Below are 24,442 nucleotides of genomic sequence, written 5' to 3'. Positions count from 1 at the left end.
AAAGAACCATCTATTTTCTATTTCATATAATAAAAATTAGATGCATTGGTTACGTAGGGAGGGTATGAGATGAGGCTGGAACGATTAAATTACAATAAGATAAAAATTTTTCTAACATTTGATGATTTATCTGAACGAGGATTAACGAAAGAAGATTTATGGAGAAATGCGCCGAAAGTACAGCAATTATTTCGTGATATGATGCAAGAAGCAAATAAGGAATTAGGATTTGAAGCAGATGGTCCGATTGCAGTTGAAGTGTTTTCTCTACAAGCACAAGGGATGGTTGTAATTGTAACGAAAGAAAATCAAGAAATGGATACAGATGATGAGTTCCGTGACGAGTTTATTGAAATGCAAGTGACTCTAGATGAAAGTGAACATATATTATATGAGTTTGCTACGCTAGATGACGTCATTAACCTGTCGAATCGCTTATATAACCTTGGTGTAACTGGCGGAAAGCTATATACGTGGGATGAGCGCTTCTATCTTTGGGTGGAAGAAGAGGAACAAATTCAATTGTTAAAGGCGGATTTTATAGCTATTTTAGCGGAATACGGCAATCCGTCTACAGCAACCATTTATCGCATCATGGAGTACGGTAAAGAATTAATGGATTTTAACGCGATAGAACAAATACACAATTACTTTGTGAAAAAACAAAACCTCAGCTAATACAACATAGCTGAGGTTTTGTTTTTATTTGGATAAGGGAAGGTATGATCGTAAATACTCGAACATACTTTTTGAAAATAAAATATGTAGTTTTATGGGAGTGTGACTGAGGAAAATAAAAAATATTTAAATATTTAAGTATTTTACTTTTCTAAAAGTAATAAAAGGACTATAATAATAGTGAAAACGCTTGCAACAGAAAATAGTTTGTATATATTTGTTAGCGTTTTCTATTGCATTCCAAATTTAAGGGTGTATACTAGGCAATGAAGGTTTACTAAACAAGTGAAATTACAGGGGGTTTACTTACTATGGTAGCCGAAAAGGGAACTCAAACAAAAACACAACAACAAAGGGAACAACATTTTGAACTATTGAATTCAACACAAATTGTTATTAGTGAAGCGTTAGAAAAATTGGGTTATCCAAACGAAGTATATGAATTATTAAAAGAACCAATTCGTATGATGACAGTGAAAATACCAGTTCGTATGGATGACGGGACTGTTAAAATATTTACAGGGTATCGTGCACAACATAATGATGCTGTTGGTCCAACGAAAGGTGGAATTCGCTTCCATCCGAATGTAACAGAAAATGAAGTGAAAGCACTTTCAATCTGGATGAGTTTAAAATGTGGTATTGTTGATTTACCATATGGTGGAGGTAAGGGTGGAATTATCTGTGATCCACGTGAAATGTCATTCCGTGAGTTAGAAAGATTAAGCCGCGGTTATGTACGAGCAATTAGCCAAATCGTAGGTCCGACGAAAGATATTCCAGCTCCAGATGTATTCACAAACTCTCAAATTATGGCATGGATGATGGATGAGTATAGCCGTATTGATGAATTTAATTCACCAGGATTTATTACAGGTAAACCGCTTGTATTAGGTGGATCACATGGACGTGAAACAGCAACAGCGAAAGGTGTAACAATTTGTATTCGCGAAGCTGCGAAAAAACGTGGCATTGATATTAAGGGTGCACGCGTTGTTGTTCAAGGGTTCGGTAATGCTGGTAGCTTCTTAGCTAAATTTATGCATGATGCAGGTGCGAAAGTTATTGCAATCTCAGATGCTTACGGCGCGTTACATGATCCAAACGGATTAGATATTGATTATTTATTAGACCGTCGTGATAGCTTCGGTACAGTAACAAAGCTATTTAACAATACAATTTCAAACAAAGAATTGTTAGAACTTGATTGCGATATTTTAGTTCCAGCTGCAATTGAGAACCAAATTACAGAAGAAAATGCTAATGATATTAAAGCGAAAATAGTTGTTGAAGCTGCAAATGGTCCAACAACATTAGAAGCGACTAAAATTTTAACAGATCGCGGAATTTTACTTGTTCCAGACGTGTTAGCAAGTGCTGGTGGTGTAACGGTATCTTACTTTGAGTGGGTACAAAATAACCAAGGTTACTACTGGACTGAAGAAGAGGTAGAACAACGTTTAGAAAAAGTAATGGTAAAATCATTTGATTCTATTTATGAAACAGCACAAGTTCGTAAAGTGAACATGCGCTTAGCGGCGTACATGATTGGTGTTCGTAAAATGGCTGAAGCAAGCCGCTTCAGAGGTTGGGTATAAAATATTATATCTTGAGAAAACGTGATTTCCTTTCGAGGGAATCACGTTTTTTTGTTGAAGTATTAAATGAGGTGTTGTATATGGAGAATGAAATGCTGGAACGAGTAGAACAATTAGAAGAAAAGGTTAAGAGGTTAGAGGGAGAACTTGCAAGGACGGTGAAAGCTCGAAAAATAAGTACTGTTCGGATGTTCGGGGAAGGGCTACTGTTTTTGATATTTGGTGTGGTTGTAGTAGGGCCGATTATTGCCTTTGTAATCTCAATTTTTACTTGGATTGCTGAAAAATAAAACAAAAATAAAAAGAACGCTTGTTCCGTGCGAACAAACGTGCTATACTCTCCTTAGATAAACAAAACGGAAATGATTTTAAGGAGAGATAAATGATGAAAATGACAGTAGACCAAAGATTTATGATGCCAGCAGATGTTGTAGAGCGAGTGGAAGTATTACGAAACAAACAAAGCAAGCGTGGCACATTATTACAATCGGTAAACAAATTTTTCGGCTTAGATACGAAAGAAGATTGTGTTTGGTTTTACGGTTTTTATGGAGTGGCTGTAAGTATCTTGTTGTTTATGGTGTTCACTTCAAATATTTTCGATTTTCTCTTCGCGTAAGAAATATGCGATAAGGACATTGCTACCGAATACATATATAAGGAAGTAAGGTAATCTTCTAGAGCGGGAGTTGGTAGCAATGGCGATGTTTCCTATAGAGCGCAACTATATTGGATATGGAAGTTCACGACCGGGGATTCCTCTAACTAAAGTGAGATTTATTGTAAGTCATGATACGGGGAATCCTGGAAGCAATGCGATAGGAAATCGAGATTACTTTAATGAATTACAACCGAAAGCTTCGGCGCATACATTTATAGATGATAAAACAATATTGGAGATTATTCCTATAAATGAAGTTGCGTATCATGTTCGATATGGTGTGCCGACGGATAATGACTTATACGGCTATGACGCGAATAAGGCGGCCATTGGAGTGGAACTTTGTTATGGCGGTGATGTTAACTTTTGGGAAGCATATAATCGTTTTACATGGTATCATGCGTATTTATGCCAAAACTTTGGCTTAAATCCGAAAAAAGATATCGTGTCACATAAAACGCTTGATCCGGCTAGAAAGATTGATCCTGAGAATGTATTAGGGAAACAAGGTATTAAATTTCAGCAGTTTTTAGCAGATGTCTATCGGATGTACGTTTCGTTTAGATGACAAATATATGAAAAATGAATACAATAAAGATAGGTGCCTACTGCTGTAAGTAGGTTTTTTCTTGTTTTTATAAATAGTGTATTGGTAGAAGACTAGGAGTGGACGAGTATGCAGAAAGAAACAGTTATTATAATCGGAGGCGGTCCGTGCGGATTAGCGGCAGCGATTTCGTTGCAAAAGGTAGGGATAAATCCATTAGTAATTGAAAAAGGAAACATTGTAAATACCATTTATAATTATCCAACTCATCAAACATTTTTCTCTTCTAGTGAAAAATTAGAAATTGGTGATGTAGCTTTTATTACAGAAAATCGTAAGCCAGTTCGAAATCAAGCGCTTGCGTATTATCGTGAAGTAGTAAAACGTAAATCTGTACGTGTAAATGCTTTTGAGCGAGTGGAGAAAGTTCAAAAAGATGGAGAAGTTTTTCAGGTTAAGACGACAAAGCGTGACGGAAGTAAAGAAATATATATAGCGAAATATATTGTTGTAGCAACTGGATATTATGATAATCCAAATTATATGAATGTTCCAGGTGAGGAATTGAAGAAAGTAGCTCACTATTTTAAAGAGGGGCACCCTTATTTTGATCGAGATGTAGTAGTTATAGGTGGGAAAAACTCGAGTGTAGATGCCGCGTTAGAACTTGTTAAAGCTGGTGCGCGTGTAACGGTACTGTATCGTGGAAGTGAGTATTCACCAAGCATAAAGCCTTGGATTTTGCCAGAATTTGAGGCGTTAGTACGGAACGATACAATTCAAATGCATTTCGGGGCTCATGTGAAAGAAATTACTGAGCATACATTAACATTTATAGTTGATGGTGAAGCTTTTACAATCCAAAATGATTTTGTATTTGCGATGACTGGTTATCATCCTGACCATAGCTTCTTAACAAAGATGGGTGTTCAGATTGATGAAGAAACAGGACGTCCGATTTATACAGAGGATAGAATGGAAACGAATGCTGAAAATATTTTCATTGCAGGTGTCATAGCTGCTGGAAATAATGCAAATGAAATATTTATCGAGAACGGTAGATTTCATGGAGATGCGATTGCACAAACTATTGCATCAAGAGAAAAATAAAAAGGAGCTGTCGGGAAAACCTCGACAGCTCCTTTTTATTCGTGCATAAACATATTTTGAATGGATTCATGAGAATTTGTATTCTCTAATGCGACAAGTAATTTAATGCGTGCTTTTTGTGCATTTAAGCCGTATGTGAATACAATGCCCATATCTTTTAAGTGTTTACCGCCACCTTCATACGAATATACGTCTTGAACGATACCGTTGAAACAGCGAGAAACTAATACGACAGGAATACCTTTATTTAATAATCGTTCTAGACTAGGAAGTGTTCTTGGAGGTAGATTACCTTGTCCAAGCGCTTCGATAACAATACCGTCTACAGGAAGATTTTCGATTGCTGCTAATAATGTATCATCCATGCCGGCATATGCTTTTAGAACAACTACATTTTTAGACACTTTGTTTATCGTATATGTTTCGTGATGTACTAAAGCGTGATGGAAGACAACACCGCGTTTTGTTACCATTCCAATTGGTCCATATTGTGGGCTTTGGAATGTTGCGACATTACTTGTATGTGTTTTCGTTACATTTGTAGCGCAATGAATTTCGTCGTTTAATACGACTAAAACACCTTTTCCTGCAGCTTCATCACAACTAGCAACTTTTACAGCTGATAAGAAGTTATATAGACCATCAGCACCTAACTCATTGCTAGAGCGCATTGCACCTGTCACAACGATCGGAATAGTTGCTTGTACTGTTAAATCTAAGAAATAGGCTGTTTCTTCTAATGTATCCGTGCCATGCGTAATGACTACGCCATGAATATTGTCTTGTTTTACTCTTTCATCAATGATGACTTGTAATTGTAACATTTCGCTCGGTGTCATATGAGGAGATGGTAGATGGAACACATCTTCAACGATTAAATCAACATCGCCTTCTAAATCAGGAATGAATTTTAAAAGAGGATTTTTTTCACCTGGTTGTACGACCCCAGTTTCTTTATCTTCCTCCATTGCAATTGTTCCACCTGTGTGTAAAACTAGGATTCTTTTCAATGCTTATACCCCTTTCAAGTAAAAAAATACATTTAGAACATAACATGTTTTGAGTAAATTCGACAATGGAAATGTATAAAAGTATGCCTCGAAAATGACAATAAAATTAACTGCTATATGTACGATGTATAAAATCGTGAAACGAAATGTGCAAATATAGTATAGGAGGGAGCAATTACGGTGAAAAAGATGGAGACAATTTTTATTCGTATATTAATAATACAATTCATTTGTCTTTCTGTTGTACAATTGTTATTTATACATAAATCATCAGTGAAATATTTATCTAAAATTGTTTATTACGAAGGTGTCATGGTAAAAAACAAAGCAGAAATCTTGCAGGTGAATAGGTAGTTTTCATTTTCTTCTATGAAGGATTATGCTACAATAATTGAGGATTTAATGACGTGAAGCAAATGAGAAGAAGCAGGGTGAACACCTGCTTTTCGTTTTGTTTTATAAGTGAAAAAATGAGGTGTTACAATGGATAAACGAATTTCAATTGCTATAGATGGTCCAGCAGCTGCTGGGAAAAGTACAGTGGCAAAAGTTGTTGCGAAGGAACTTTCTTACGTTTATATTGATACAGGCGCGATGTACCGTACGCTTACATATGCAGCCCTTGAACAAAAAGTAGACATTGAAAATGAAGAACAGCTAATGGAAGTTGTAAAGAATGTAAATATTGAGTTTCAGCAAGGAGAAAATACACAGCTTGTATTTTTGAATGGACAAGATGTTTCTGAAGTAATCCGTACACCTGATGTGACGAATCGAGTATCTATTGTAGCGAAGCATCGCCTTGTTCGTGAAGAAATGGTACGTCGTCAGCAAGAGTTAGCGAAAAAAGGCGGCGTTGTAATGGACGGCCGTGATATTGGTACACATGTATTACCGGATGCTGAAGTGAAAATCTTTATGCTTGCTTCTGTTGAAGAAAGAGCGGAAAGAAGACATTTAGAAAATTTAAATAAAGGTTTCGATTCTAATTTAGAGCAGCTAAAAGAAGAAATTGCTCAGCGTGATAAATTAGATTCAGAACGCGAAGTTTCTCCACTAAAAAAGGCTGATGATGCATTGGAATTAGATACGACTTCTTTATCAATTGAAGAAGTTGTCCAAAAAATTATGAGTATTGTTTCAGGAGTGTTTGCGAAATAAAGAAAGGGGATAGTCCTCTTTCTTTTTTTGTTTAAATAGAAATGTAAAGGATACGTGAATTGTGAGTCTCTTTCCTTGACAAATGAGCTGATTTGTAAGAAGTTAGTTAAAGAGGAATAAAACTGTCAGAATATATTCGCTATTATATTTCAAAACATACTTTTTTCAAGCTGGTTTTGCTGTATACTATTTATATAGGTTTAATATATTTTCTTGTGAATGATATTGAAAAAGAGTATGTGATGAGAAATTCTTAAACATGCAAATGAAAACTTTGTTTTCATTTCGTATATACATAAAAATGCTTTGTCAATTCTGTAGGGAGGTATTTCCATGGTAGAGAAAATGAATGAAGAAGTTATGGATTCAAAAGAATTACAAGTTGGTGACGTTGTTACAGGTTCTGTAACGAAAGTTGAAGAGAAACAAGTGCTTGTAAATGTTGGATACAAAACAGATGGCGTAATTCCAATTAGTGAATTAGCTAACGTTCATATTGAAAAAGCAAGCGATGTTGTAGAATTAGATCAAACACTAGAGTTGAAAATTATTAAATTAGAAGAAGATGATCTTGTCTTATCTAAACGTGCTGTTGATGCAGAAAAAGCATGGGTAGAATTACAAGAGAAATTTACTTCTGGTCATGTATTTGATGTTACTGTAAAAGATATCGTGAATGGCGGATTGGTTGTGGACCTTGGTGTTCGCGGTTTTATCCCAGCTTCACTTGTAGAAGTACATTATGTAGAAGACTTTACTGACTATAAAGGTAAAACATTAGCGGTGAAAATTGTTGAATTAGACCGTGAAAAAAATCGTGTAATCCTTTCGCATAAAGCGGTAGTAGAATTAGAACTAGATTCTAAGAAAAAAGAAGCAATTTCTTCATTAAAAGAAGGGGACGTTGTTGAAGGAACAGTGCAACGATTAACTGACTTTGGTGCTTTCGTTAACGTTGGTGGCGTGGACGGTTTAGTTCACATTTCACAAATTTCACACGAACGTGTAGAGCAACCTTCTGAAGTATTAGAGCAAGGTCAAAAGGTTAAGGTAAAGGTGTTATCTGTTGATGCTGATACACAACGTATTTCTTTATCAATTAAAGCAGCTCAACCAGGACCTTGGGAAAACGTTGCTGGCGAAATAAAAGCTGGAGATATTCGTGAGGGAGTAGTAAAACGCCTTGTTACATTTGGTGCATTCGTTGAGATTTTACCTGGCGTTGAAGGACTTGTACACGTATCGCAAATTGCAAATCGTCACGTGAAAAACCCGAGTGAAGTATTGGAAATGGGACAGGAAGTAAAAGTGAAAGTACTTGAAGTTCACGTAGCAGAGAAACGTATTTCTTTAAGTATAAAAGAAGCGCTTGAGGAAAATAATGTAATTGAAGATTATAGTCAGTATGAGCCAAATGCTGATTCTGCTACTTTCCAATTAAGTGATATTATTGGTGAACAACTGAAAAAATTAAAGAAATAATGAGGGGTACAAGTGGTAAGGGCAAAACGTAAATTAGATCATATTGAATACGCTCTTTCTACTGGTCAGTCTCGTACGCATGGCTTTCATGATATTGGTTTTGTGCATCAAAGCTTGCCAAATTCAAATTATGACACAATAACATGTGAAACAAAAATCGGCGAACTTTCACTAAGTTCGCCGATTTTTATCAATGCGATGACTGGTGGTGGAGGAGAGAAAACGTTACATATTAATGAGCAATTAGCATATGTAGCGAAACATCATAACCTTGCTATGGCTGTAGGTTCGCAAATGGCGGCGTTAAAAGATGAAAGTGAGGCTGCTTCTTATAAGGTGATCAGAAAGGTAAACCCAAATGGTATTTTCTTTGCTAATTTAGGTAGTGAGGCAACTATCGAGCAGGCGGAGCGTGCCGTTGATATGATTGAAGCGAATGCATTGCAAATTCATTTAAATGTCATACAAGAGTTAACGATGCCAGAAGGAGACCGTGACTTTACTGGTGTACTTCAGCGAATCGAGAAAATTGTTTTAAATAGTAAAGTTCCTGTCATTGTAAAAGAAGTTGGATTTGGGATGAGTAAGGAAACGGTACAACAGTTAGCAAACGTAGGTGTAGCAGCAATTGATATTGGTGGACAAGGTGGTACGAATTTTGCTGCTGTTGAAAATGAAAGAAGACAGCGAATGCTTTCTTATTTTAATAACTGGGGCATACAAACAGCAACCTCGATTATTGAAGCAACCTCTACAAATAATAACCTCTCTTTTATTGCATCTGGGGGTATACAAACAGCGCTTGACGTAGCGAAAGCAATCGCATTAGGGGCGAATACAACTGCATTTGCTGGTTACTTTTTACGTATTTTAATGGAAGATGGTATCGAGAAATTAGTGGATGAAATTGAGTTTCTGCATACAGATTTGAAATTTATTATGGCAGCTCTCGGTGCGAAGACGATAGAAGAGTTGCAATCTGTACCTCTTGTTGTAAAAGGTGAAACATATCATTGGTTAATGCAGCGTGGTATTGATACTGCGCATTATAGTAGGAGATAAAAAATCAACCGTTCGGTTGATTTTTTTGTTTTGTTTTCTTTCTCGTAATAAAAAATGGAATTGGTATTTTATAAAAGTTGTAATTGAAAAAAGGTTAAAAAATGAAGATGATTAGTTACTAGATTTTTGGAGAGGGCTTGATTTTCTAAGGGAAATAGGTGGAGGTAAAAAGAAGTGATAGGAGGATATAGTATACAAAATATTATTTCAATATAAATAAAAAACATTAAAATGATTATGTAAAAGACGGTTTCGTACAATATCGAAACCGTCTTTTTGTATTCATTAGTGCTGGTTTTGTTTTCGAGCTTGCTCTGGTGTATCAAGTCCAGTTGCGCCTGGATATTGTAGTGATTGATTACGATCAGATTCAACGCGGCGTGATTCTCGCAGTTTTCGTTCTTGGCGATCTTTACCCATAATGAATAACACCTCCTTGTTAAAAGTGTTGCTGTTATAAGAAAAAACTATGCGTAAATAAAGTGGATTAACTTTCATAAAAAGTTCCCATAATGGAAAACATAGGAGGTGAAGTTGATGGATGGAAGTACTTTTTATTTTATAGCTTGGATAGGGTGGATTGTCGTAACCTTTTTTATGAAAAAGGACCATATTCGGTGGAAGTTAGGCGCTTGTATACTGATTTTTATAATTTGCTCTCCGTTACATGTAACGATTGCCTCATTCATGGTATCAGTAAATGCTCTTTTACTTTGTATTATTTCTTTTATAGGAATCACGCTATATTCTGTTTGGAAAAAATTATATAGCTTACTTTCGGCGCTTATTATTGCAATGTTATATACAAGTTTTCATCTGTTAGAGATATATGATCCGATTTGGATTGTGGTGGATAGAGTTTTTCTGCTAAGTAGTGCTCTTGTGTATGCATCGGTGTTATTGCATGGGGATCGCATACTACGATTATGTTCCCTATATGTAGGGATGTTACAAGGAGAGTTGCTAGTGACATTTATTTTTCGGAAATTGAATTTTCCATATGATTACGGTAGTTTAGCATTTTTTGATATCGTCGCCGTTTCTACATTATTCATGGCAGTATTGTTTTGGATTGCAAAAGCATCAGTATACATGGAACAGTTTAAGAGAAAAACACGTAAAAGAAAGGCGAGGGTAATACATGACTGAATATACACCAGCCATTTTATGCGGCGTAATAGCGGGGACAGTTACAAGGGTGTTAATGCTTCGGACGGATACGCGGCAATATCCGACGAGGCTGCATGGGAAAATTATTCATATCGCAATGGGGTTAATTGCAGCAGCTTTAGGAGCGATTGCAATCCCGTCTATTTTGAAAAAAGATTTTTCTGCCATTACATTTCTTACATTAGCAGCAACGCAATTTCGTGATGTACGTAATATGGAAAGAAATACGCTTCAACAATTAGATGGATATGAGCTCGTACCGCGTGGAAATACATATATTGAAGGAATTGCATTAGTTTTTGAAAGTCGCAACTATTTGGCGATGTTAACGTCGTTTGCAACGACGTTTGCGTATATAGGGTTCCGTTCATGGATTGCTGGAGTAATGATGGCTATAATCGCATTTTTTATTGCGAAAAAATTAATGTCTGGAAAAAGGCTACATGATCTTGTTGAAATTGAGCACGTTCCGCTTCGTTTTGAAGGGGCAGGACTGTATATTGATAATATTTATATTATGAATATTGGATTGCCGGCGAGGCAAGAAGAGATTATGAAATATGGCATGGGGTTTATTTTAAAACCGAAATCAATTGATGCGATGGTGACAATCTCAAATTTAGGGCAACGACAAGCTGTTTTACACGATGTTTCGGTGGCGTTAGGGATTTATAGAGATTCTGGTACGCCAGCGCTTGTACCGTTAGCAAAGCGTGATTTAGAGGATGGCAGGGTTGGAATTTTTGTCTTACCGCAAGATCAAGATGCAGAGAAAGCGATAAGTGTCATAGGAAATGTACCAACGTTAGAAAGTGCTGTCCATATGTCATCGGAAGCCCCGAAAGGAAGGGGAGATAAGAGATGATGTTAGAAAGTGTTATCTTGGCAGTTATTACAACAGCGCCAGAAAAATTTGCAGGTGGTGCTCCTTTATTTGTTTGTGAGTCGACGGAGGAACTAGAATTTGTTGCAAATAATTTAGAAGCAATTTTAGATGGTATTGCGCATCGCTTACAAGAGAATGTATATATTATTGTGAAACATTAGGAACGTGTGTTATAATGTGAGGTGTTTTGATACGTTGAGAAATATTCTGGAATGCAAATCCCTTCTTGCACAAAGAAGGGTTTTTTACATAATAAACAGAAGCAAGTTGAAAGGATGAAAGTATATGCCGAAACCAGTAATAGCAATAGTAGGCCGCCCGAACGTAGGAAAATCTACTATTTTCAATAGAATAGTTGGAGAAAGAGTTTCAATCGTAGAAGATATACCAGGTATAACTCGAGACCGTATTTATAGTGCGGGAGAATGGTTAAATCATGAGTTTAACATTATTGATACAGGTGGAATTGATATTGGAGACGAGCCGTTCTTGACACAAATTCGTCAACAGGCGGAAGTTGCGATTGATGAAGCAGATGTTATCATTTTTATGACGAATGGTCGCGATGGTGTAACTGCAGCGGATGAAGAAGTTGCTAAAATTTTGTATCGTTCTAAAAAACCAATTGTACTTGCGGTAAATAAGGTTGATAATCCAGAAATGCGTAGTGATATTTATGATTTTTATTCATTAGGATTTGGCGAGCCATTCCCGATTTCAGGTACACACGGTTTAGGACTTGGTGATTTGTTAGATGAAGCTGCAAATCATTTTCCGAAGATTGAAGAAGAAGCGTATGACGATGAAACAATCCGTTTCTCTTTAATTGGACGTCCAAACGTAGGGAAATCATCGCTTGTAAATGCACTTCTTGGTCAAGAACGTGTAATTGTAAGTAATATCGCAGGAACGACGCGTGATGCTGTCGATACACCATATAGTAAAGATGATCAAGATTATGTAATCATCGATACAGCTGGTATGCGTAAAAAAGGAAAAGTATATGAAAGTACAGAAAAGTATAGTGTACTTCGTGCACTTAGAGCGATTGAACGTTCTGACGTTGTTTTAGTTGTTTTAGACGGAGAAGAAGGAATTATTGAGCAAGATAAAAAAATCGCTGGATATGCTCATGATTCAGGACGAGCTGTTATTATCGTTGTAAACAAATGGGATGCAGTGAAAAAAGATGAAAAAACAATGAAGGCATTTGAAGAAAACATTCGTGCTCATTTCCAATTCTTGGATTATGCACCGATTGTATTCTTATCTGCAAAAACGAAAAAACGTACACAAACGTTATTACCGGTTATCAATGAGGTAAATGAAAGCCATAGTATCCGTGTACAAACAAACGTATTAAACGATGTAATTATGGATGCGGTAGCGATGAATCCAACACCGACTCATAATGGTAGCCGTCTGAAAATCTTCTATGCGACACAGGTTGCGGTAAAACCACCGACATTTGTTGTGTTTGTAAACGATACAGAATTAATGCACTTTTCATATGAGCGCTTCTTAAAGAATCGTTTACGTGAAGCGTTCGGTTTTGTAGGAACGCCGATTCACATTATTGCTCGAGCAAGAGACTAATGGAGAGGATGTGATTTTATGACAAAAATCACAGTAGTAGGAGCAGGTAGCTGGGGAACAGCGTTAGCGATGGTATTAGCTGACAATGGACATGATGTACGTATTTGGGGAAATCGCCCAGAACTTATGGATGAAATGAATACGAAACATGAGAATAGTCGATATCTCCCAGGCATTACATTGCCAAGCACAATCGTAGCCTACTCTTCTTTAGAAGAAGCATTAGTAGATGTAAATACAGTACTGCTAGTAGTACCGACGAAAGCGTACAGAGATGTATTACAAGAGATGAAAGAAATTGTTACAGAACCGATTACTTGGATTCATGCGAGTAAAGGGATTGAACCTGGTACGTCAAAACGTATTTCGGAAGTGATCGAGGAAGAAATTCCAGAGAACTTAATTAAAGATGTTGTTGTACTGTCTGGACCGAGTCATGCTGAAGAAGTTGGTTTACGACAAGCGACAACAGTTACGTCTGCAGCAAAGCGTATGGAAGCGGCTGAGGAAGTACAAGATTTATTTATGAATAGTTATTTCCGTGTATACACAAATCCAGATATCGTTGGAGTTGAACTTGGTGGTGCGCTAAAAAATATTATCGCATTAGCTGCTGGTATAACTGATGGTCTTGGATTAGGTGATAATGCAAAGGCGGCATTGATGACACGTGGTTTAACAGAGATTGCTCGTTTAGGAAGAAAAATGGGCGGAAATCCGTTAACGTTTGCTGGTCTAACTGGTATGGGAGACTTAATTGTAACTTGTACAAGTGTTCATAGCCGAAATTGGCGCGCTGGAAATATGCTTGGAAAAGGACACTCTCTAGAAGAAGTGTTAGAAAGCATGGGTATGGTTGTAGAAGGTGTAAGAACAACGAAAGCTGCTCATGAATTGGCAGAGAAAATGGAAGTTGAAATGCCGATTACAGCTGCTTTATATGACGTGCTGTTCAATGGGAATAACGTAAAAGATGCGGTAGGTTCATTGATGGGACGTGTTCGAAAACATGAAGTAGAAGCTATACCTGATTTACTGTAAAGAAAAGCGACAGAAGTACATTTGTACTTCTGTCGCTTTTTTATTTTATGGGTCTTTTCACCATTTTTTTATTTTTGCATAGGATGAAGAGTAACTTGAGGAGAGGGTGAAAAGAATGGATAATAACATTTTTAATAATATTGAGAAGGAAGCGAAAGTAAATAAAGAGGATATTTTTAAATTAGCATCATCCGTGCAAAATGCGAATTTACGTGATGAAACTGTACTTCGTCAATTGATTCATCAAGTGGCTCTTATGGCGGGACGTGAAGTGCCGAAAGAGCAAGAGGATCAAATTGTAAAAGCGATTATTAATAATAATATGCCAGCAGATTTTGGCTCGTTAAGCAAAATGTTTAAAAAATAAATTATGAGAAACAAAGAGTTTGTAGATTGCATATGATAGCCATGAAAGAATGGGAATAGAGCTGTTTTTGGGCATATTTGGTCAACCGAAGCGAGAGATACATTCGCTTCGGTTTTATTTTTATCTAGATTGGTGAAAAATACTGAAAAACCTATTGATTAAAGTTACATATTCGCAATTTGTAGTAAAATGTTCTTTTTGTATTTGTTTAAAGATTTTAATTTGTTAAAATAGTATAAAAATAGATTAATAAAAAGGGGTGTGTATATGTCAGAAGGGCTTATGAAAATGTGGTTGGCTTTAGGAGCAATTGGATTTATGTTTTTTGCAGTAAGTTTCATTTTATTAAGTAGACATAAAATAAAGAATAAATTTTTGAAAGGGATTACAGCATTAGTAGCGTACACCCTTATGATTGTGTCAGGAATTGTTATTTTTCTTGTTGTATTTAGTGGACCTGTACAGCAGTAATTGGAATGGTCTCGAAAATACTACATACGAGCAAGTTATATTAGTATGAAAAGGTGATTGCTAGTGAAAAAAGTCCATATTATTTTAATATTTTGTTGTATGAGCCTTTTAACGGGGTGTCTGTATCCGAAAGAAAATATGAAACAAAATGCGGTTCCTTATGAAGATCAGCTACAGGTTGTTCAAAAAGCTGTTGTGACATTTAAGGAGCAAAATGATGGGATATTGCCAATTAAGACGAGGGATATGAGTACACCTATTTATCAAAAGTATCCAATTGATTTTCAACAGATTGCTCCGCGCTACATACAAGAAGCACCGGGGAATGCGTATGAAAGTGGAGGGGTATATCAATACGTATTAATAGACGTTGAAACAAATCCAACAGTAAAATTAATTGATGTTAGGATGGCTGAACAAGTTCAGGAACTATCTTTAAAGCTTAGGATGTATCGTGATGAACATCAATATCCACCTTTTAAAAAAGTAATTTCAGATGGTGTATATGAACTGGATTTCAAAAAACTAGGATATAAAGATGTGCCACAAGTGACAAGCCCATATTCTGGTAAGGGACTTCCTTTTGTAATTAATGAAAAAGGAGAAGTTTTTGTTGATTATAGAATCGACTTATATGACGCTTTGAAAAAAAATGAAGGGCAGTTTACGGAGGGAGAAGATATTCGGAATATACTTTTGAAAGCTTCCCCGTTTGTACCAGCTTATTCCTTACCGTACACAGTAAAGGACGGAGAACCAATTTTTTTAAAATGATAAGTCATGAACCTTTCTTTTAGTGAATAAGTTCTAGAAGAAAGGTTTTTTATGTTATACAACTTACGATGCAAACAAAAGATATTTTTTAATAGTCATATGAAATTGGACAAAATTATATGATATATTGTCCGAACTTCTAGAATACCATTATATTATATCAGATATTATAGGCAACGTTAGAGAAGGTATTAGTTGACTATAAACGCGGAATTATTCCCAAAAATTTTGAGGGAGGGAATCACTTGGAAAAGGTAGATATTTTTAAAGATATTGCAGAACGAACAGGCGGTGATATTTATTTTGGAGTTGTAGGAGCTGTTCGAACAGGGAAATCAACATTCATTAAAAAATTTATGGAACTTGTGGTTATTCCAAATATTGAGAATGAGTCTGACCGTCAAAGAGCGCAGGATGAATTGCCTCAAAGTGCTGCTGGTCGTACAATTATGACGACGGAACCGAAGTTTGTTCCAAACCAAGCGGTTTCTATCGAAGTAGATGAAGGGCTTGAAGTGAACATTCGATTAGTAGATTGTGTTGGATATACGGTTCCAGGAGCGAAGGGCTATGAAGATGAGAATGGCCCGCGCATGATTAATACCCCTTGGTATGAAGAACCTATTCCATTCCATGAAGCTGCAGAAATCGGCACGCGTAAAGTAATTCAAGAACATTCAACAATTGGTGTTGTAATTACAACAGATGGAACAATTGGTGAAATTCCAAGAAGAGATTATATAGAGGCAGAAGAACGCGTTGTAAATGAGTTGAAAGAAGTAGGGAAACCTTTCATTATGATAATTAATACGGTACAGCCGTATCATCCAGATACAGAGCAATTACGCCAAAGTTTATCAGAAGAATATGATATCCCGGTTATTGCAATGAGTGTGGAGAGTTTAAGAGAAACAGATGTATATAATGTACTTCGTGAAGCGCTATTTGAATTCCCTGTATTAGAAGTGAATGTGAACCTTCCGAGCTGGGTAATGGTGCTAAATGAAGGGCACTGGTTGCGTCGAAGTTATCAAGAAGCAGTTCAAGAAACTGTGAAGGATATAAAACGTCTTCGTGATGTTGATCGCGTTGTTTGGCAGTTTAGTCAATATGAATTTATTGATCGAGCGAGCCTAGCTGGCATTGATATGGGGCAAGGTGTGGCGGAGATTGATTTATATGCGCCAGATGAATTATATGATCAGATTTTAAAAGAAGTAGTAGGAGTAGAAATTCGAGGGAAAGATCATTTATTGAAGCTTATGCTCGATTTATCTCATGCGAAAATAGAATACGATCAGGTGGCGGATGCACTGCGTATGGTTAAGCAAACAGGATATGGTGTAGCAGCGCCTGCACTAGCGGATATGAGCTTAGATGAGCCAGAAATTATTCGTCACGGTTCAAGGTTTGGTGTGAAGTTAAAAGCGGTAGCGCCATCTATTCATATGATTAAAGTAGATGTAGAGTCAACGTTTGAGCCGATCATTGGTACTGAAAAGCAAAGTGAAGAATTAGTTCGTTATTTAATGCAAGATTTTGAAGATGACCCGTTATCAATTTGGAATTCTGATATATTTGGACGTTCGCTTAGCTCGATTGTTCGAGAAGGAATTCAGGCGAAATTATCTTTAATGCCAGAAAATGCTAGATATAAATTAAAAGAAACGCTAGAAAGAATTATTAATGAAGGATCTGGCGGATTAATTGCGATTATACTATAAGAAAAATCCCTCTCATTGTAGAGGGATTTTTTGTTTTTTCGATTATAAAATAGAAAAATAAACAGTCATTATCTAATACATTGTTGTAAATTGTCAAGTTTCATCAGATTTTCACATTTTCAGAGTAACAATTTCCTTAAAAATATTGAATTATAAGGGAGAATCGTATAATATAGGCGTTGATAATGATTTATCTACATCTTTGTAGTATAGAATTTGTAAAAATTGCCTACAAATGAAAGTAAGACTCATTTTATGATCATTATACAGTCTTATCTTTGGGAGGAGGTGAATGGCATGAACAAGACAGATTTAATCAATGCTGTTGCAGAAGCAAGTTCCCTTTCTAAAAAGGACGCAACAAAAGCAGTAGACGCTGTTTTTGATTCTATCTTAGAAGCTTTAAAACAAGGTGATAAAGTACAACTGATCGGATTCGGTAACTTCGAAGTTCGTGAGCGTGCGGCTCGTAAAGGTCGTAACCCACAAACAGGTGAGGAGATTGAAATCGCTGCAAGTAAAGTACCTGCATTCAAACCTGGTAAAGCGTTAAAAGATGCGGTTAAATAATCCTTACATATTAACAGGGAAGAAGAGTTTCCTTTTTGGGAACTCTTCTTTTTGCTTTTAAAAACATAAATATGCTAGAATGTGTTCGTATCACTTTTAGGTTTTCGGGAGGGCTAGCGGATGGCAAAAGTTAATTTAGAACAAATTGAACATGCAGTACGCCTTATTTTAGAGGCGATTGGGGATGACCCAAATCGTGAGGGAGTACTTGATACACCAAAGCGTGTTGCAAAAATGTACGCAGAAGTGTTCGCAGGTATGCATGAAGATCCGAAAGAGCATTTGCATAAAGTATTCGGAGAAGATCACGAAGAGCTTGTACTAGTAAAAGATATACCATTTTATTCGATGTGTGAGCATCATTTAGTTCCATTCTATGGAGTTGCTCACGTTGCATATATTCCGCAAGGCGGAAAGGTGACAGGGTTAAGTAAATTAGCTCGTACTGTAGATACAATTGCACGTCGTCCACAACTGCAAGAACGTATTACATCAACAGTAGCGAACTCTATTATGGAAGTACTAGAGCCGCATGGTGTAATGGTAGTAGTAGAAGCAGAACATATGTGTATGACGATGCGTGGTGTGAAAAAACCAGGTGCGAAAACAGTAACGACAGCAGTTCGTGGTGTGCTTGAAAATGATGCTGCAGCGCGCAGTGAAATTTTATCGTTTATTAAAACGAAGTAAAGAAAAGCGGGAAACTGCTTTTCTTTTTTTTTTTAGTAAATAAATGATATAGTTTTAGCTAGACAGAGTGAGGTTAGAAAGATTGCTTACATGAATGGTAGGTGTAGCCAAGTTTTGGTTATAGAAAATAGAGTGTATGTGTTATAATAAGTTTTATGAATTAGAAAACAAGGGTGATTTTTTGTGTGTGACATCTACGGAGGGTATGCGGGTATAAAAGAGAAATTGATGGAGAAATTACGCCATCCTTATTTTATAAACTATATTGAAGAACCATTTATTGATGAAGAAAAGATAGCATTGTTATATGGTGCTTTAAAGAGTGCAAACTTACATATAGAACAAATTGAGCATTACGTAGTAACAATTATGCTTGTGCAAATTGCGCTTGATACGCATGAAAGGGTATCAAATAAAGCAGGCGAGGAAGCGATTGAATCGCATAAATGTCGTCAATTAACAGTACTTGCAGGCGATTACTATAGTGGACTATATTATTATTTATTGTCTATGAATCGTGATATTGTTTTAATTCGTGCACTTGCTGAAGGAATTAAAGAGATAAATGAACACAAAATTATGTTATACCAAAAAGCGCATGAAACGACGGGTGACATAATGAAAAGCGTAGTAACGATTGAGTCTGCGCTCCTTCAAAAAACATGTGATCATTTTCATTTATCACATTGGAAGCCATTTATCACATACGTATTAGGTGGAAATCGCCTTCAAAAAGAAATTCAATTGTATGCTGATAAACAACATTCACCTGTTTTTCAAGCGATGCAAGATGCTTTAGGGGATAAAGCAGAAGTAGTGATTAATGGTTGGATGATGGAATTGAGAAAGAAAGAAAAACAATTTTTAGAAAATCACATAGACATAAATGAAATAAATTCTGTGTTAAGGGATAAATAGAAGACATAAGCAATTTTACATTGGAAGAAGGTACGAGCATGCAACAATCAAAAGAAGAAAGAGTACATGACGTATTTGAAAAGATTTCTGATAAATACGATGTGATGAATTCTGTAATTAGTTTTCAAAGACATAAAGCGTGGCGTAAAGAAACGATGCGAATTATGGATGTACAACCTGGCAGTAAAGCGCTTGATGTATGCTGCGGAACCGCAGATTGGACAATTGCGCTAGCTGGAGCGGTAGGTGAGCAAGGAAAGGTTGTTGGCTTAGACTTCAGTGAAAATATGTTATCTGTCGGTAAGCAAAAGGTAGAGGCGTTACAATTAAAACAAGTAGAACTTCTACATGGGAATGCAATGGAGCTTCCGTTTGAAGATAATACGTTTGATTATGTAACGATTGGGTTTGGTTTACGTAACGTACCGGATTATATGCACGTATTAAAGGAAATGACGCGTGTAGTAAAACCAGGTGGAAAAGTAATCTGTTTAGAAACATCTCAACCAACAATGATTGGTTTTCGACAAGGGTATATTTTATACTTTAAATATATCATGCCGTTATTTGGAAAGATGTTTGCGAAAAGTTATAAAGAATATTCATGGCTTCAAGAATCTGCTAGTGCATTCCCAGGGATGAAAGAATTGGCCCAAATGTTTGAGCAAGCTGGACTTGAACGTGTGCAAGTGAAACCATTTACTTTTGGGGTAGCAGCGATGCATTTAGGTATTAAACCAGAATCAAAATAGAAAAAAGAAGTTTTAGGTTAAGGTGAACAATATGAAGTTACAACTTATGTACTCTTTTTTACGATCGGATATTAATGTGATAGAAAAAGAATTAAAAAAGACAGTTGCTTCTGAACAGCCATTAGTAGAAGAGGCAGCATTACAACTTATTGAAGCTGGTGGGAAGCGAATTCGTCCCGTATTTGTGTTGCTTGCAGGGAAATTTGGAGATTATAAGTTAGATGCGATTAAGCATGTTGCTGTTGCGTTAGAGCTTATTCATATGGCTTCTCTTGTTCACGATGATGTTATTGATGCTGCATTTTTACGACGCGGCAGTGCGACTGTGAATGCGAAATGGGGAGATCGTATTGCGATGTATACAGGGGACTATTTGTTCGCTAAGTCTCTTGAATGTATAACAAATATCGAAATCCCAGAGGCGCATCAAGCGTTATCACATACTATTTTAGAAGTCTGTAAAGGTGAAATTGAACAAATTAAAGATAAATACAATTATGACCAAAATTTAAGAACGTATTTAAGAAGAATAAAGCGAAAAACAGCATTATTAATTGCCGCGAGTTGCCAATTGGGAGCGATTGCTGCTGGTGCTAATCGTGATACAGTAAATCGTCTATTTTGGTATGGGTATTTTGTAGGAATGTCTTATCAAATTATTGATGACATTTTAGACTTCGTTTCCACGGAAGAGAAACTTGGAAAACCTGCTGGTGGAGATTTATTACAAGGAAACATTACGCTCCCTGCTTTATATGCGATGGAAGATCCAGTACTTCGTAAGAAAATCACATCTGTACATGAAAATACAACAGCAAGTGAAATGCAAGAAATTATTGATGCTGTAAAAAATAGTACAGCGATCGATAAAGCATTTGCGTTTAGTGAACGGTATTTACATAAAGCTTTAGAAATAATAAAACCACTCCCTCGTGGACAGGCGAAGTATGCATTGCAAAATGTAGCAAAGTATATTGGAAAACGAAAATTTTAATGTTTATTCTAAAAAATAAAATAATCTCTCTATTTCAAAACTATTGCACAATTGTGATAAGGGTGATAATATGTGTGTGGGGATATACAATTACATACATAATTCAGAAGTGGAGAGATTTTTTATGGAAAAAACATTTCTAATGGTAAAACCAGACGGTGTACAACGTGCCTTCATTGGGGAAATTGTAGCTCGTTTTGAGAAAAAGGGCTTTCAATTAGTTGGTGCAAAATTAATGCAAGTCACTCCGGAAATTGCTGGACAACACTACGCTGAGCATAAAGAAAAACCTTTCTTTGGTGAGTTAGTAGACTTTATTACATCTGGACCTGTATTCGCAATGGTATGGCAAGGTGAAGGTGTAGTAGATACAGCACGTAACATGATGGGTAAAACAAGACCACATGAAGCAGCTCCTGGAACAATTCGTGGAGATTTCGGTGTAACTGTTGCGAAAAACATTATCCATGGTTCTGATTCTTTAGAAAGCGCAGAGCGCGAGATTGCTATTTTCTTTAAAGAAGAAGAATTAGTTGACTACTCAAAATTAATGAATGAATGGATTTACTAATTATTTTGAAATAATTTGTAAACGCTTTAATCACTGTGATAATAGTAAAAAGTGCAAGGAGAATAGGGGTATTCTTCTTGCACTTTTTTTATTTTCAATTAGTTACGAAGTTTGAGCTGTTATGATATATTGATATTTAAATTAGACCTATCGGAAATATAGAATAAGAAAATGGTCGATTTATGATATAATTTCTTTAATATTTTTAGAATGATAAAAGTTAATATTATTGCTTAATATAGTGAGATAAATACATATACGAAAAGAGGAATAACGTATGCGATATATTACAGCTGGTGAATCTCATGGTCCGCAACTTACAACGATTATAGAAGGTGTTCCAGCAGGATTGTCTTTAGTAGCGGATGATATAAACGAAGAGTTAGCTAGAAGGCAAAAGGGATATGGGCGTGGTAGACGCATGCAAATTGAAACGGATCAAGCGCAAATTGTAAGTGGTGTTAGGCATGGAGAAACATTAGGTTCACCTATTACGCTCGTTGTTGAAAATCGTGATTTTGCACATTGGACAAAAGTTATGGGGGCAGAGCCTTTAACTGAGCAGGAAGAAAAAGAAATGAAAAGGAAAGTGACAAAACCAAGGCCTGGACATGCTGATTTAAATGGTGCGATTAAATATGGTCATAGAGATATGAGAAATGTACTGGAACGTTCGTCAGCGCGCGAAACGACGGTGCGTGTTGCTGCGGGTGCGGTTGCTAAAAAGGTGTTAGCAGAACTTGGTATTAAAGTGGCGGGCCATGTAATTGAAATTGGCGGTGTACAAGCTAAGAAGGTTACGTATAATTCAATTGAAGAGTTAAAGAGTATTACAGAAGTATCTCCTGTACGTTGCTTAGATGACGAAGCTGGTAACCAAATGATGAAAGCAATTGATGATGCGAAAGCAAATGGTGATTCAATCGGTGGAATTGTTGAAGTAATTGTGGAAGGAATGCCAATTGGAGTAGGTAGCTACGTACATTATGATCGAAAACTGGATGCGAAATTAGCAGCTGCAATTATGAGTATTAATGCTTTTAAAGGTGTCGAGATTGGAATTGGTTTTGAAGCAGCACATAGACCGGGAAGTGAAGTTCATGATGAAATTCTGTGGAATGAGGAGCATGGGTATACACGAAGAACAAATAATGCAGGTGGATTAGAAGGCGGTATGACGACTGGAATGCCAATTGTTGTGCGCGGTGTGATGAAACCGATACCTACACTTTATAAACCTCTTCAAAGTGTAGATATTGGTACGAAAGAGCCTTTTACAGCGAGCATTGAACGTTCAGATAGTTGTGCAGTGCCAGCAGCTAGTGTCGTTGCAGAAGCGGTTGTGGCTTGGGAATTAGCGACAGCTTTAATAGAACAATTCGGATTAGATCGTATGGAACTAATTCGTGAAAATATTGAGAAACATAATGAATATGCGAGGGGATTTTAATGGGAAACATACATATTCAAACGAAATCAAAAGAATATGATGTACATGTTGGTAAAGAAGCGTTGTCATACTTAACAACGATCGTTCAAAATATGCAGCCAGCGGTATCTAACGTAATGATCATTTCAGATGAATCTGTTGCATCACTACATTTACAGACAGTTATCGATGCATTACAAGTAGAGCAGGACGTGTTTTCGTTTGTTGTACCAAGTGGCGAAAAAGAGAAGTCTTTCGAAAATTTCTATGCGGCTCATACGTCAGCTCTTGAAAATAAATTGGATAGAAATTCTTTAATTCTTGCACTTGGAGGCGGAATGATTGGAGATTTAGCTGGTTTTGTTGCTGCGTCGTTTATGCGTGGTATTCGCTTTGTGCAGGTTCCGACGACTTTATTAGCGCACGATAGCGCAGTAGGTGGGAAAGTAGCAATTAATCATCCGTTAGGTAAAAATATGATTGGTGCATTCCATCAGCCAGAAGCAGTTGTATATCATACACCGTTTTTACAGTCTCTTCCTGAAAAAGAGTGGCGTTCAGGTTATGCAGAGGTGATAAAGCATGCTCTTATTGGTGATGTGGAGCTATATCATTGGTTAAAAGAAGAAGTACAGACATTAGCGGATCTTCGTGATGAGAAGTTAATTCATATATTAACGAAGGCGATTCCTGTAAAGGCAAATGTTGTATCACAAGATGAAACAGAGAAGGGTGTACGTGCCCATTTGAACTTTGGACATACGTTAGGACATGCTCTTGAAAAAGAGCTAGGGTATGGAAATATTACTCACGGTGACGGCGTAGCAGTTGGAATGTTATTCGCCATATTTTTAAGTGAGCAAGTGTACAAGGTTAATCTTGCTTATGAAGATATAAAGCAGTGGTTCTTGAAATACGGCTATCCAAAAATGCCAAGAGATTTGAATGTAGAGCGCCTCGTTCAATTGATGAAACAAGATAAGAAAGCAAATGCAGGAGCAATTCATATGGTGCTTATGCAGGAATATGGGGTAGTGAATGTCGTATCTATTTCAGATGAGACTGTTCATATTGCGTTAGAGGCATTTCAAAAAGATATGGTTTAAAATGATAGCGAAGTGCTGTGAAGTGCTCATTTAGAGGTATTCTCGTAATAGTGACGGTTATGATAAAAGATTAC

At 36.6% G+C, this 24,442-nt stretch carries 29 protein-coding genes; 27 read left to right on the top strand and 2 right to left on the bottom strand.

Translation table 11 applies throughout. The features are described from left to right. Positions 1-69 precede the first annotated feature (69 nt). The 6 genes from MR170_RS08400 to MR170_RS08375 all read left to right on the top strand — a co-directional run bounded on the left by MR170_RS08400 (position 70) and on the right by MR170_RS08375 (position 4,594). Complete coding sequence (locus MR170_RS08400) at positions 70-678, top strand: genetic competence negative regulator (RefSeq protein WP_016082275.1); 609 nt, start codon at positions 70-72, stop codon at positions 676-678. A 311-nt stretch (positions 679-989) separates the two neighbouring features. Then, the gene (gene gudB / locus MR170_RS08395; RefSeq protein ID WP_000225172.1) at positions 990-2,276 is read left to right on the top strand and encodes an NAD-specific glutamate dehydrogenase; all 1,287 of its coding nucleotides are present in this window, start codon (positions 990-992) and stop codon (positions 2,274-2,276) included. 80 nt (positions 2,277-2,356) lie between these two features. Then, entirely contained in the window at positions 2,357-2,566 is a 210-nt protein-coding gene (locus tag MR170_RS08390; RefSeq protein ID WP_016082274.1) for a hypothetical protein, read from the top strand. 92 nt (positions 2,567-2,658) lie between these two features. Continuing rightward, positions 2,659-2,895, top strand: coding sequence for a DUF3961 domain-containing protein (locus MR170_RS08385; protein WP_001983018.1), 237 nt, complete (start codon positions 2,659-2,661; stop codon positions 2,893-2,895). Positions 2,896-2,974: 79 nt separating this feature from the next. Beyond that, entirely contained in the window at positions 2,975-3,505 is a 531-nt protein-coding gene (locus MR170_RS08380) for a peptidoglycan recognition protein family protein (protein ID WP_001240655.1), read from the top strand. Between the two features lie 108 nt (positions 3,506-3,613). Beyond that, positions 3,614-4,594, top strand: coding sequence for a YpdA family putative bacillithiol disulfide reductase (locus MR170_RS08375; RefSeq protein ID WP_242307929.1), 981 nt, complete (start codon positions 3,614-3,616; stop codon positions 4,592-4,594). A 35-nt stretch (positions 4,595-4,629) separates the two neighbouring features. Here the strand turns inward: MR170_RS08375 and ansA are convergent, their stop codons facing one another. After that, positions 4,630-5,604 carry an asparaginase gene (ansA, locus tag MR170_RS08370; RefSeq protein WP_080117234.1) on the bottom strand — a complete coding sequence of 325 codons (975 nt, stop codon included), beginning with the start codon at positions 5,602-5,604 and terminating at the stop codon, positions 4,630-4,632. A gap of 180 nt (positions 5,605-5,784) precedes the next feature. Between ansA and MR170_RS08365 the strand changes: the two genes are divergently transcribed. From MR170_RS08365 to MR170_RS08350, 4 genes are all read left to right on the top strand, one after another. Then, entirely contained in the window at positions 5,785-5,958 is a 174-nt protein-coding gene (locus MR170_RS08365) for a YpfB family protein (RefSeq protein WP_016082271.1), read from the top strand. 129 nt (positions 5,959-6,087) lie between these two features. Then, entirely contained in the window at positions 6,088-6,765 is a 678-nt protein-coding gene (gene cmk, locus MR170_RS08360) for a (d)CMP kinase (protein WP_000361252.1), read from the top strand. 333 nt (positions 6,766-7,098) lie between these two features. Continuing rightward, the gene (gene rpsA, locus MR170_RS08355) at positions 7,099-8,247 is read left to right on the top strand and encodes a 30S ribosomal protein S1 (RefSeq protein WP_016082270.1); all 1,149 of its coding nucleotides are present in this window, start codon (positions 7,099-7,101) and stop codon (positions 8,245-8,247) included. A gap of 12 nt (positions 8,248-8,259) precedes the next feature. Continuing rightward, positions 8,260-9,309, top strand: coding sequence for a type 2 isopentenyl-diphosphate Delta-isomerase (locus MR170_RS08350; RefSeq protein WP_016082269.1), 1,050 nt, complete (start codon positions 8,260-8,262; stop codon positions 9,307-9,309). Between the two features lie 285 nt (positions 9,310-9,594). On the opposite strand, the gene MR170_RS08345 is transcribed toward MR170_RS08350, so the two are convergent. Beyond that, positions 9,595-9,729: a YpzI family protein gene (locus MR170_RS08345; protein ID WP_000513902.1), complete on the bottom strand. Its 135-nt coding sequence runs from the start codon at positions 9,727-9,729 to the stop codon at positions 9,595-9,597. A 117-nt stretch (positions 9,730-9,846) separates the two neighbouring features. On the opposite strand from MR170_RS08345, the gene MR170_RS08340 reads away from it, so the two are divergent. The 17 genes from MR170_RS08340 to aroB all read left to right on the top strand — a co-directional run bounded on the left by MR170_RS08340 (position 9,847) and on the right by aroB (position 24,368). Continuing rightward, positions 9,847-10,458: a YphA family membrane protein gene (locus MR170_RS08340; protein WP_016082268.1), complete on the top strand. Its 612-nt coding sequence runs from the start codon at positions 9,847-9,849 to the stop codon at positions 10,456-10,458. Continuing rightward, positions 10,451-11,344 carry a YIEGIA family protein gene (locus MR170_RS08335; protein ID WP_016082267.1) on the top strand — a complete coding sequence of 298 codons (894 nt, stop codon included), beginning with the start codon at positions 10,451-10,453 and terminating at the stop codon, positions 11,342-11,344. The genes MR170_RS08340 and MR170_RS08335 overlap by 8 nt, the downstream gene beginning before the upstream one ends. Further along, positions 11,341-11,526 (top strand): capping complex subunit for YIEGIA, encoded by a 186-nt coding sequence (locus MR170_RS08330; protein WP_016082266.1) that lies wholly within the window; start codon positions 11,341-11,343, stop codon positions 11,524-11,526. Before MR170_RS08335 ends, MR170_RS08330 begins: the two co-directional genes overlap by 4 nt. A gap of 124 nt (positions 11,527-11,650) precedes the next feature. Then, positions 11,651-12,961: a ribosome biogenesis GTPase Der gene (gene der / locus MR170_RS08325; RefSeq protein ID WP_001125890.1), complete on the top strand. Its 1,311-nt coding sequence runs from the start codon at positions 11,651-11,653 to the stop codon at positions 12,959-12,961. Between the two features lie 18 nt (positions 12,962-12,979). Beyond that, positions 12,980-14,002, top strand: a complete 1,023-nt coding sequence (locus tag MR170_RS08320; RefSeq protein WP_016082265.1) for an NAD(P)H-dependent glycerol-3-phosphate dehydrogenase — start codon at positions 12,980-12,982, stop codon at positions 14,000-14,002. Positions 14,003-14,117: 115 nt separating this feature from the next. Then, on the top strand, positions 14,118-14,369 hold the full coding sequence (locus tag MR170_RS08315) for a stage VI sporulation protein F (RefSeq protein ID WP_000369753.1): 252 nt from the start codon (positions 14,118-14,120) through the stop codon (positions 14,367-14,369). A 267-nt stretch (positions 14,370-14,636) separates the two neighbouring features. Further along, entirely contained in the window at positions 14,637-14,840 is a 204-nt protein-coding gene (locus tag MR170_RS08310; protein ID WP_001289004.1) for a DUF2768 domain-containing protein, read from the top strand. Positions 14,841-14,903: 63 nt separating this feature from the next. Continuing rightward, on the top strand, positions 14,904-15,614 hold the full coding sequence (locus tag MR170_RS08305) for a hypothetical protein (protein ID WP_029441852.1): 711 nt from the start codon (positions 14,904-14,906) through the stop codon (positions 15,612-15,614). A 245-nt stretch (positions 15,615-15,859) separates the two neighbouring features. Next, on the top strand, positions 15,860-17,338 hold the full coding sequence (gene spoIVA, locus MR170_RS08300; protein WP_016082263.1) for a stage IV sporulation protein A: 1,479 nt from the start codon (positions 15,860-15,862) through the stop codon (positions 17,336-17,338). 297 nt (positions 17,339-17,635) lie between these two features. Beyond that, positions 17,636-17,908: an HU family DNA-binding protein gene (locus MR170_RS08295; RefSeq protein WP_001043860.1), complete on the top strand. Its 273-nt coding sequence runs from the start codon at positions 17,636-17,638 to the stop codon at positions 17,906-17,908. A 120-nt stretch (positions 17,909-18,028) separates the two neighbouring features. Continuing rightward, the gene (gene folE / locus MR170_RS08290; protein ID WP_001151478.1) at positions 18,029-18,598 is read left to right on the top strand and encodes a GTP cyclohydrolase I FolE; all 570 of its coding nucleotides are present in this window, start codon (positions 18,029-18,031) and stop codon (positions 18,596-18,598) included. 183 nt (positions 18,599-18,781) lie between these two features. After that, the gene (locus tag MR170_RS08285; protein WP_029441853.1) at positions 18,782-19,516 is read left to right on the top strand and encodes a heptaprenyl diphosphate synthase component 1; all 735 of its coding nucleotides are present in this window, start codon (positions 18,782-18,784) and stop codon (positions 19,514-19,516) included. A 38-nt stretch (positions 19,517-19,554) separates the two neighbouring features. After that, positions 19,555-20,268, top strand: coding sequence for a 2-heptaprenyl-1,4-naphthoquinone methyltransferase (menG, locus tag MR170_RS08280; RefSeq protein ID WP_001187668.1), 714 nt, complete (start codon positions 19,555-19,557; stop codon positions 20,266-20,268). Positions 20,269-20,299: 31 nt separating this feature from the next. Then, positions 20,300-21,262 carry a heptaprenyl diphosphate synthase component II gene (gene hepT / locus MR170_RS08275; protein WP_016082261.1) on the top strand — a complete coding sequence of 321 codons (963 nt, stop codon included), beginning with the start codon at positions 20,300-20,302 and terminating at the stop codon, positions 21,260-21,262. Positions 21,263-21,386: 124 nt separating this feature from the next. Continuing rightward, positions 21,387-21,833 (top strand): nucleoside-diphosphate kinase, encoded by a 447-nt coding sequence (gene ndk / locus MR170_RS08270; protein ID WP_000415883.1) that lies wholly within the window; start codon positions 21,387-21,389, stop codon positions 21,831-21,833. A gap of 277 nt (positions 21,834-22,110) precedes the next feature. After that, positions 22,111-23,283, top strand: coding sequence for a chorismate synthase (gene aroC, locus MR170_RS08265; RefSeq protein WP_016082259.1), 1,173 nt, complete (start codon positions 22,111-22,113; stop codon positions 23,281-23,283). Then, positions 23,283-24,368: a 3-dehydroquinate synthase gene (aroB, locus tag MR170_RS08260; protein WP_043935499.1), complete on the top strand. Its 1,086-nt coding sequence runs from the start codon at positions 23,283-23,285 to the stop codon at positions 24,366-24,368. The genes aroC and aroB overlap by 1 nt, the downstream gene beginning before the upstream one ends. Positions 24,369-24,442 lie beyond the last annotated feature (74 nt).

Origin of the sequence: Bacillus cereus group sp. BfR-BA-01524 (assembly GCF_022662595.1) — a bacterium.
GTDB classification, from domain to species: Bacteria; Bacillota; Bacilli; order Bacillales; family Bacillaceae_G; genus Bacillus_A; species Bacillus_A thuringiensis_S.
This window is presented reverse-complemented; position numbering and strand designations above follow the sequence as displayed.

Bases quoted from the DNA above. Each gene is read 5' to 3' on its own strand.
- MR170_RS08400 (WP_016082275.1), top strand. From the start codon at position 70: ATGAGGCTGGAACGATTAAATTACAATAAGATAAAAATTTTTCTAACA.
- gudB (WP_000225172.1), top strand. From the start codon at position 990: ATGGTAGCCGAAAAGGGAACTCAAACAAAAACACAACAACAAAGGGAA.
- MR170_RS08390 (WP_016082274.1), top strand. From the start codon at position 2,357: ATGGAGAATGAAATGCTGGAACGAGTAGAACAATTAGAAGAAAAGGTT.
- MR170_RS08385 (WP_001983018.1), top strand. From the start codon at position 2,659: ATGATGAAAATGACAGTAGACCAAAGATTTATGATGCCAGCAGATGTT.
- MR170_RS08380 (WP_001240655.1), top strand. From the start codon at position 2,975: ATGGCGATGTTTCCTATAGAGCGCAACTATATTGGATATGGAAGTTCA.
- MR170_RS08375 (WP_242307929.1), top strand. From the start codon at position 3,614: ATGCAGAAAGAAACAGTTATTATAATCGGAGGCGGTCCGTGCGGATTA.
- cmk (WP_000361252.1), top strand. From the start codon at position 6,088: ATGGATAAACGAATTTCAATTGCTATAGATGGTCCAGCAGCTGCTGGG.
- rpsA (WP_016082270.1), top strand. From the start codon at position 7,099: ATGGTAGAGAAAATGAATGAAGAAGTTATGGATTCAAAAGAATTACAA.
- MR170_RS08345 (WP_000513902.1), bottom strand. From the start codon at position 9,729: ATGGGTAAAGATCGCCAAGAACGAAAACTGCGAGAATCACGCCGCGTT.
- MR170_RS08340 (WP_016082268.1), top strand. From the start codon at position 9,847: ATGGATGGAAGTACTTTTTATTTTATAGCTTGGATAGGGTGGATTGTC.
- MR170_RS08335 (WP_016082267.1), top strand. From the start codon at position 10,451: ATGACTGAATATACACCAGCCATTTTATGCGGCGTAATAGCGGGGACA.
- MR170_RS08330 (WP_016082266.1), top strand. From the start codon at position 11,341: ATGATGTTAGAAAGTGTTATCTTGGCAGTTATTACAACAGCGCCAGAA.
- der (WP_001125890.1), top strand. From the start codon at position 11,651: ATGCCGAAACCAGTAATAGCAATAGTAGGCCGCCCGAACGTAGGAAAA.
- MR170_RS08320 (WP_016082265.1), top strand. From the start codon at position 12,980: ATGACAAAAATCACAGTAGTAGGAGCAGGTAGCTGGGGAACAGCGTTA.
- MR170_RS08315 (WP_000369753.1), top strand. From the start codon at position 14,118: ATGGATAATAACATTTTTAATAATATTGAGAAGGAAGCGAAAGTAAAT.
- MR170_RS08310 (WP_001289004.1), top strand. From the start codon at position 14,637: ATGTCAGAAGGGCTTATGAAAATGTGGTTGGCTTTAGGAGCAATTGGA.
- MR170_RS08295 (WP_001043860.1), top strand. From the start codon at position 17,636: ATGAACAAGACAGATTTAATCAATGCTGTTGCAGAAGCAAGTTCCCTT.
- folE (WP_001151478.1), top strand. From the start codon at position 18,029: ATGGCAAAAGTTAATTTAGAACAAATTGAACATGCAGTACGCCTTATT.
- menG (WP_001187668.1), top strand. From the start codon at position 19,555: ATGCAACAATCAAAAGAAGAAAGAGTACATGACGTATTTGAAAAGATT.
- hepT (WP_016082261.1), top strand. From the start codon at position 20,300: ATGAAGTTACAACTTATGTACTCTTTTTTACGATCGGATATTAATGTG.
- ndk (WP_000415883.1), top strand. From the start codon at position 21,387: ATGGAAAAAACATTTCTAATGGTAAAACCAGACGGTGTACAACGTGCC.
- aroC (WP_016082259.1), top strand. From the start codon at position 22,111: ATGCGATATATTACAGCTGGTGAATCTCATGGTCCGCAACTTACAACG.
- aroB (WP_043935499.1), top strand. From the start codon at position 23,283: ATGGGAAACATACATATTCAAACGAAATCAAAAGAATATGATGTACAT.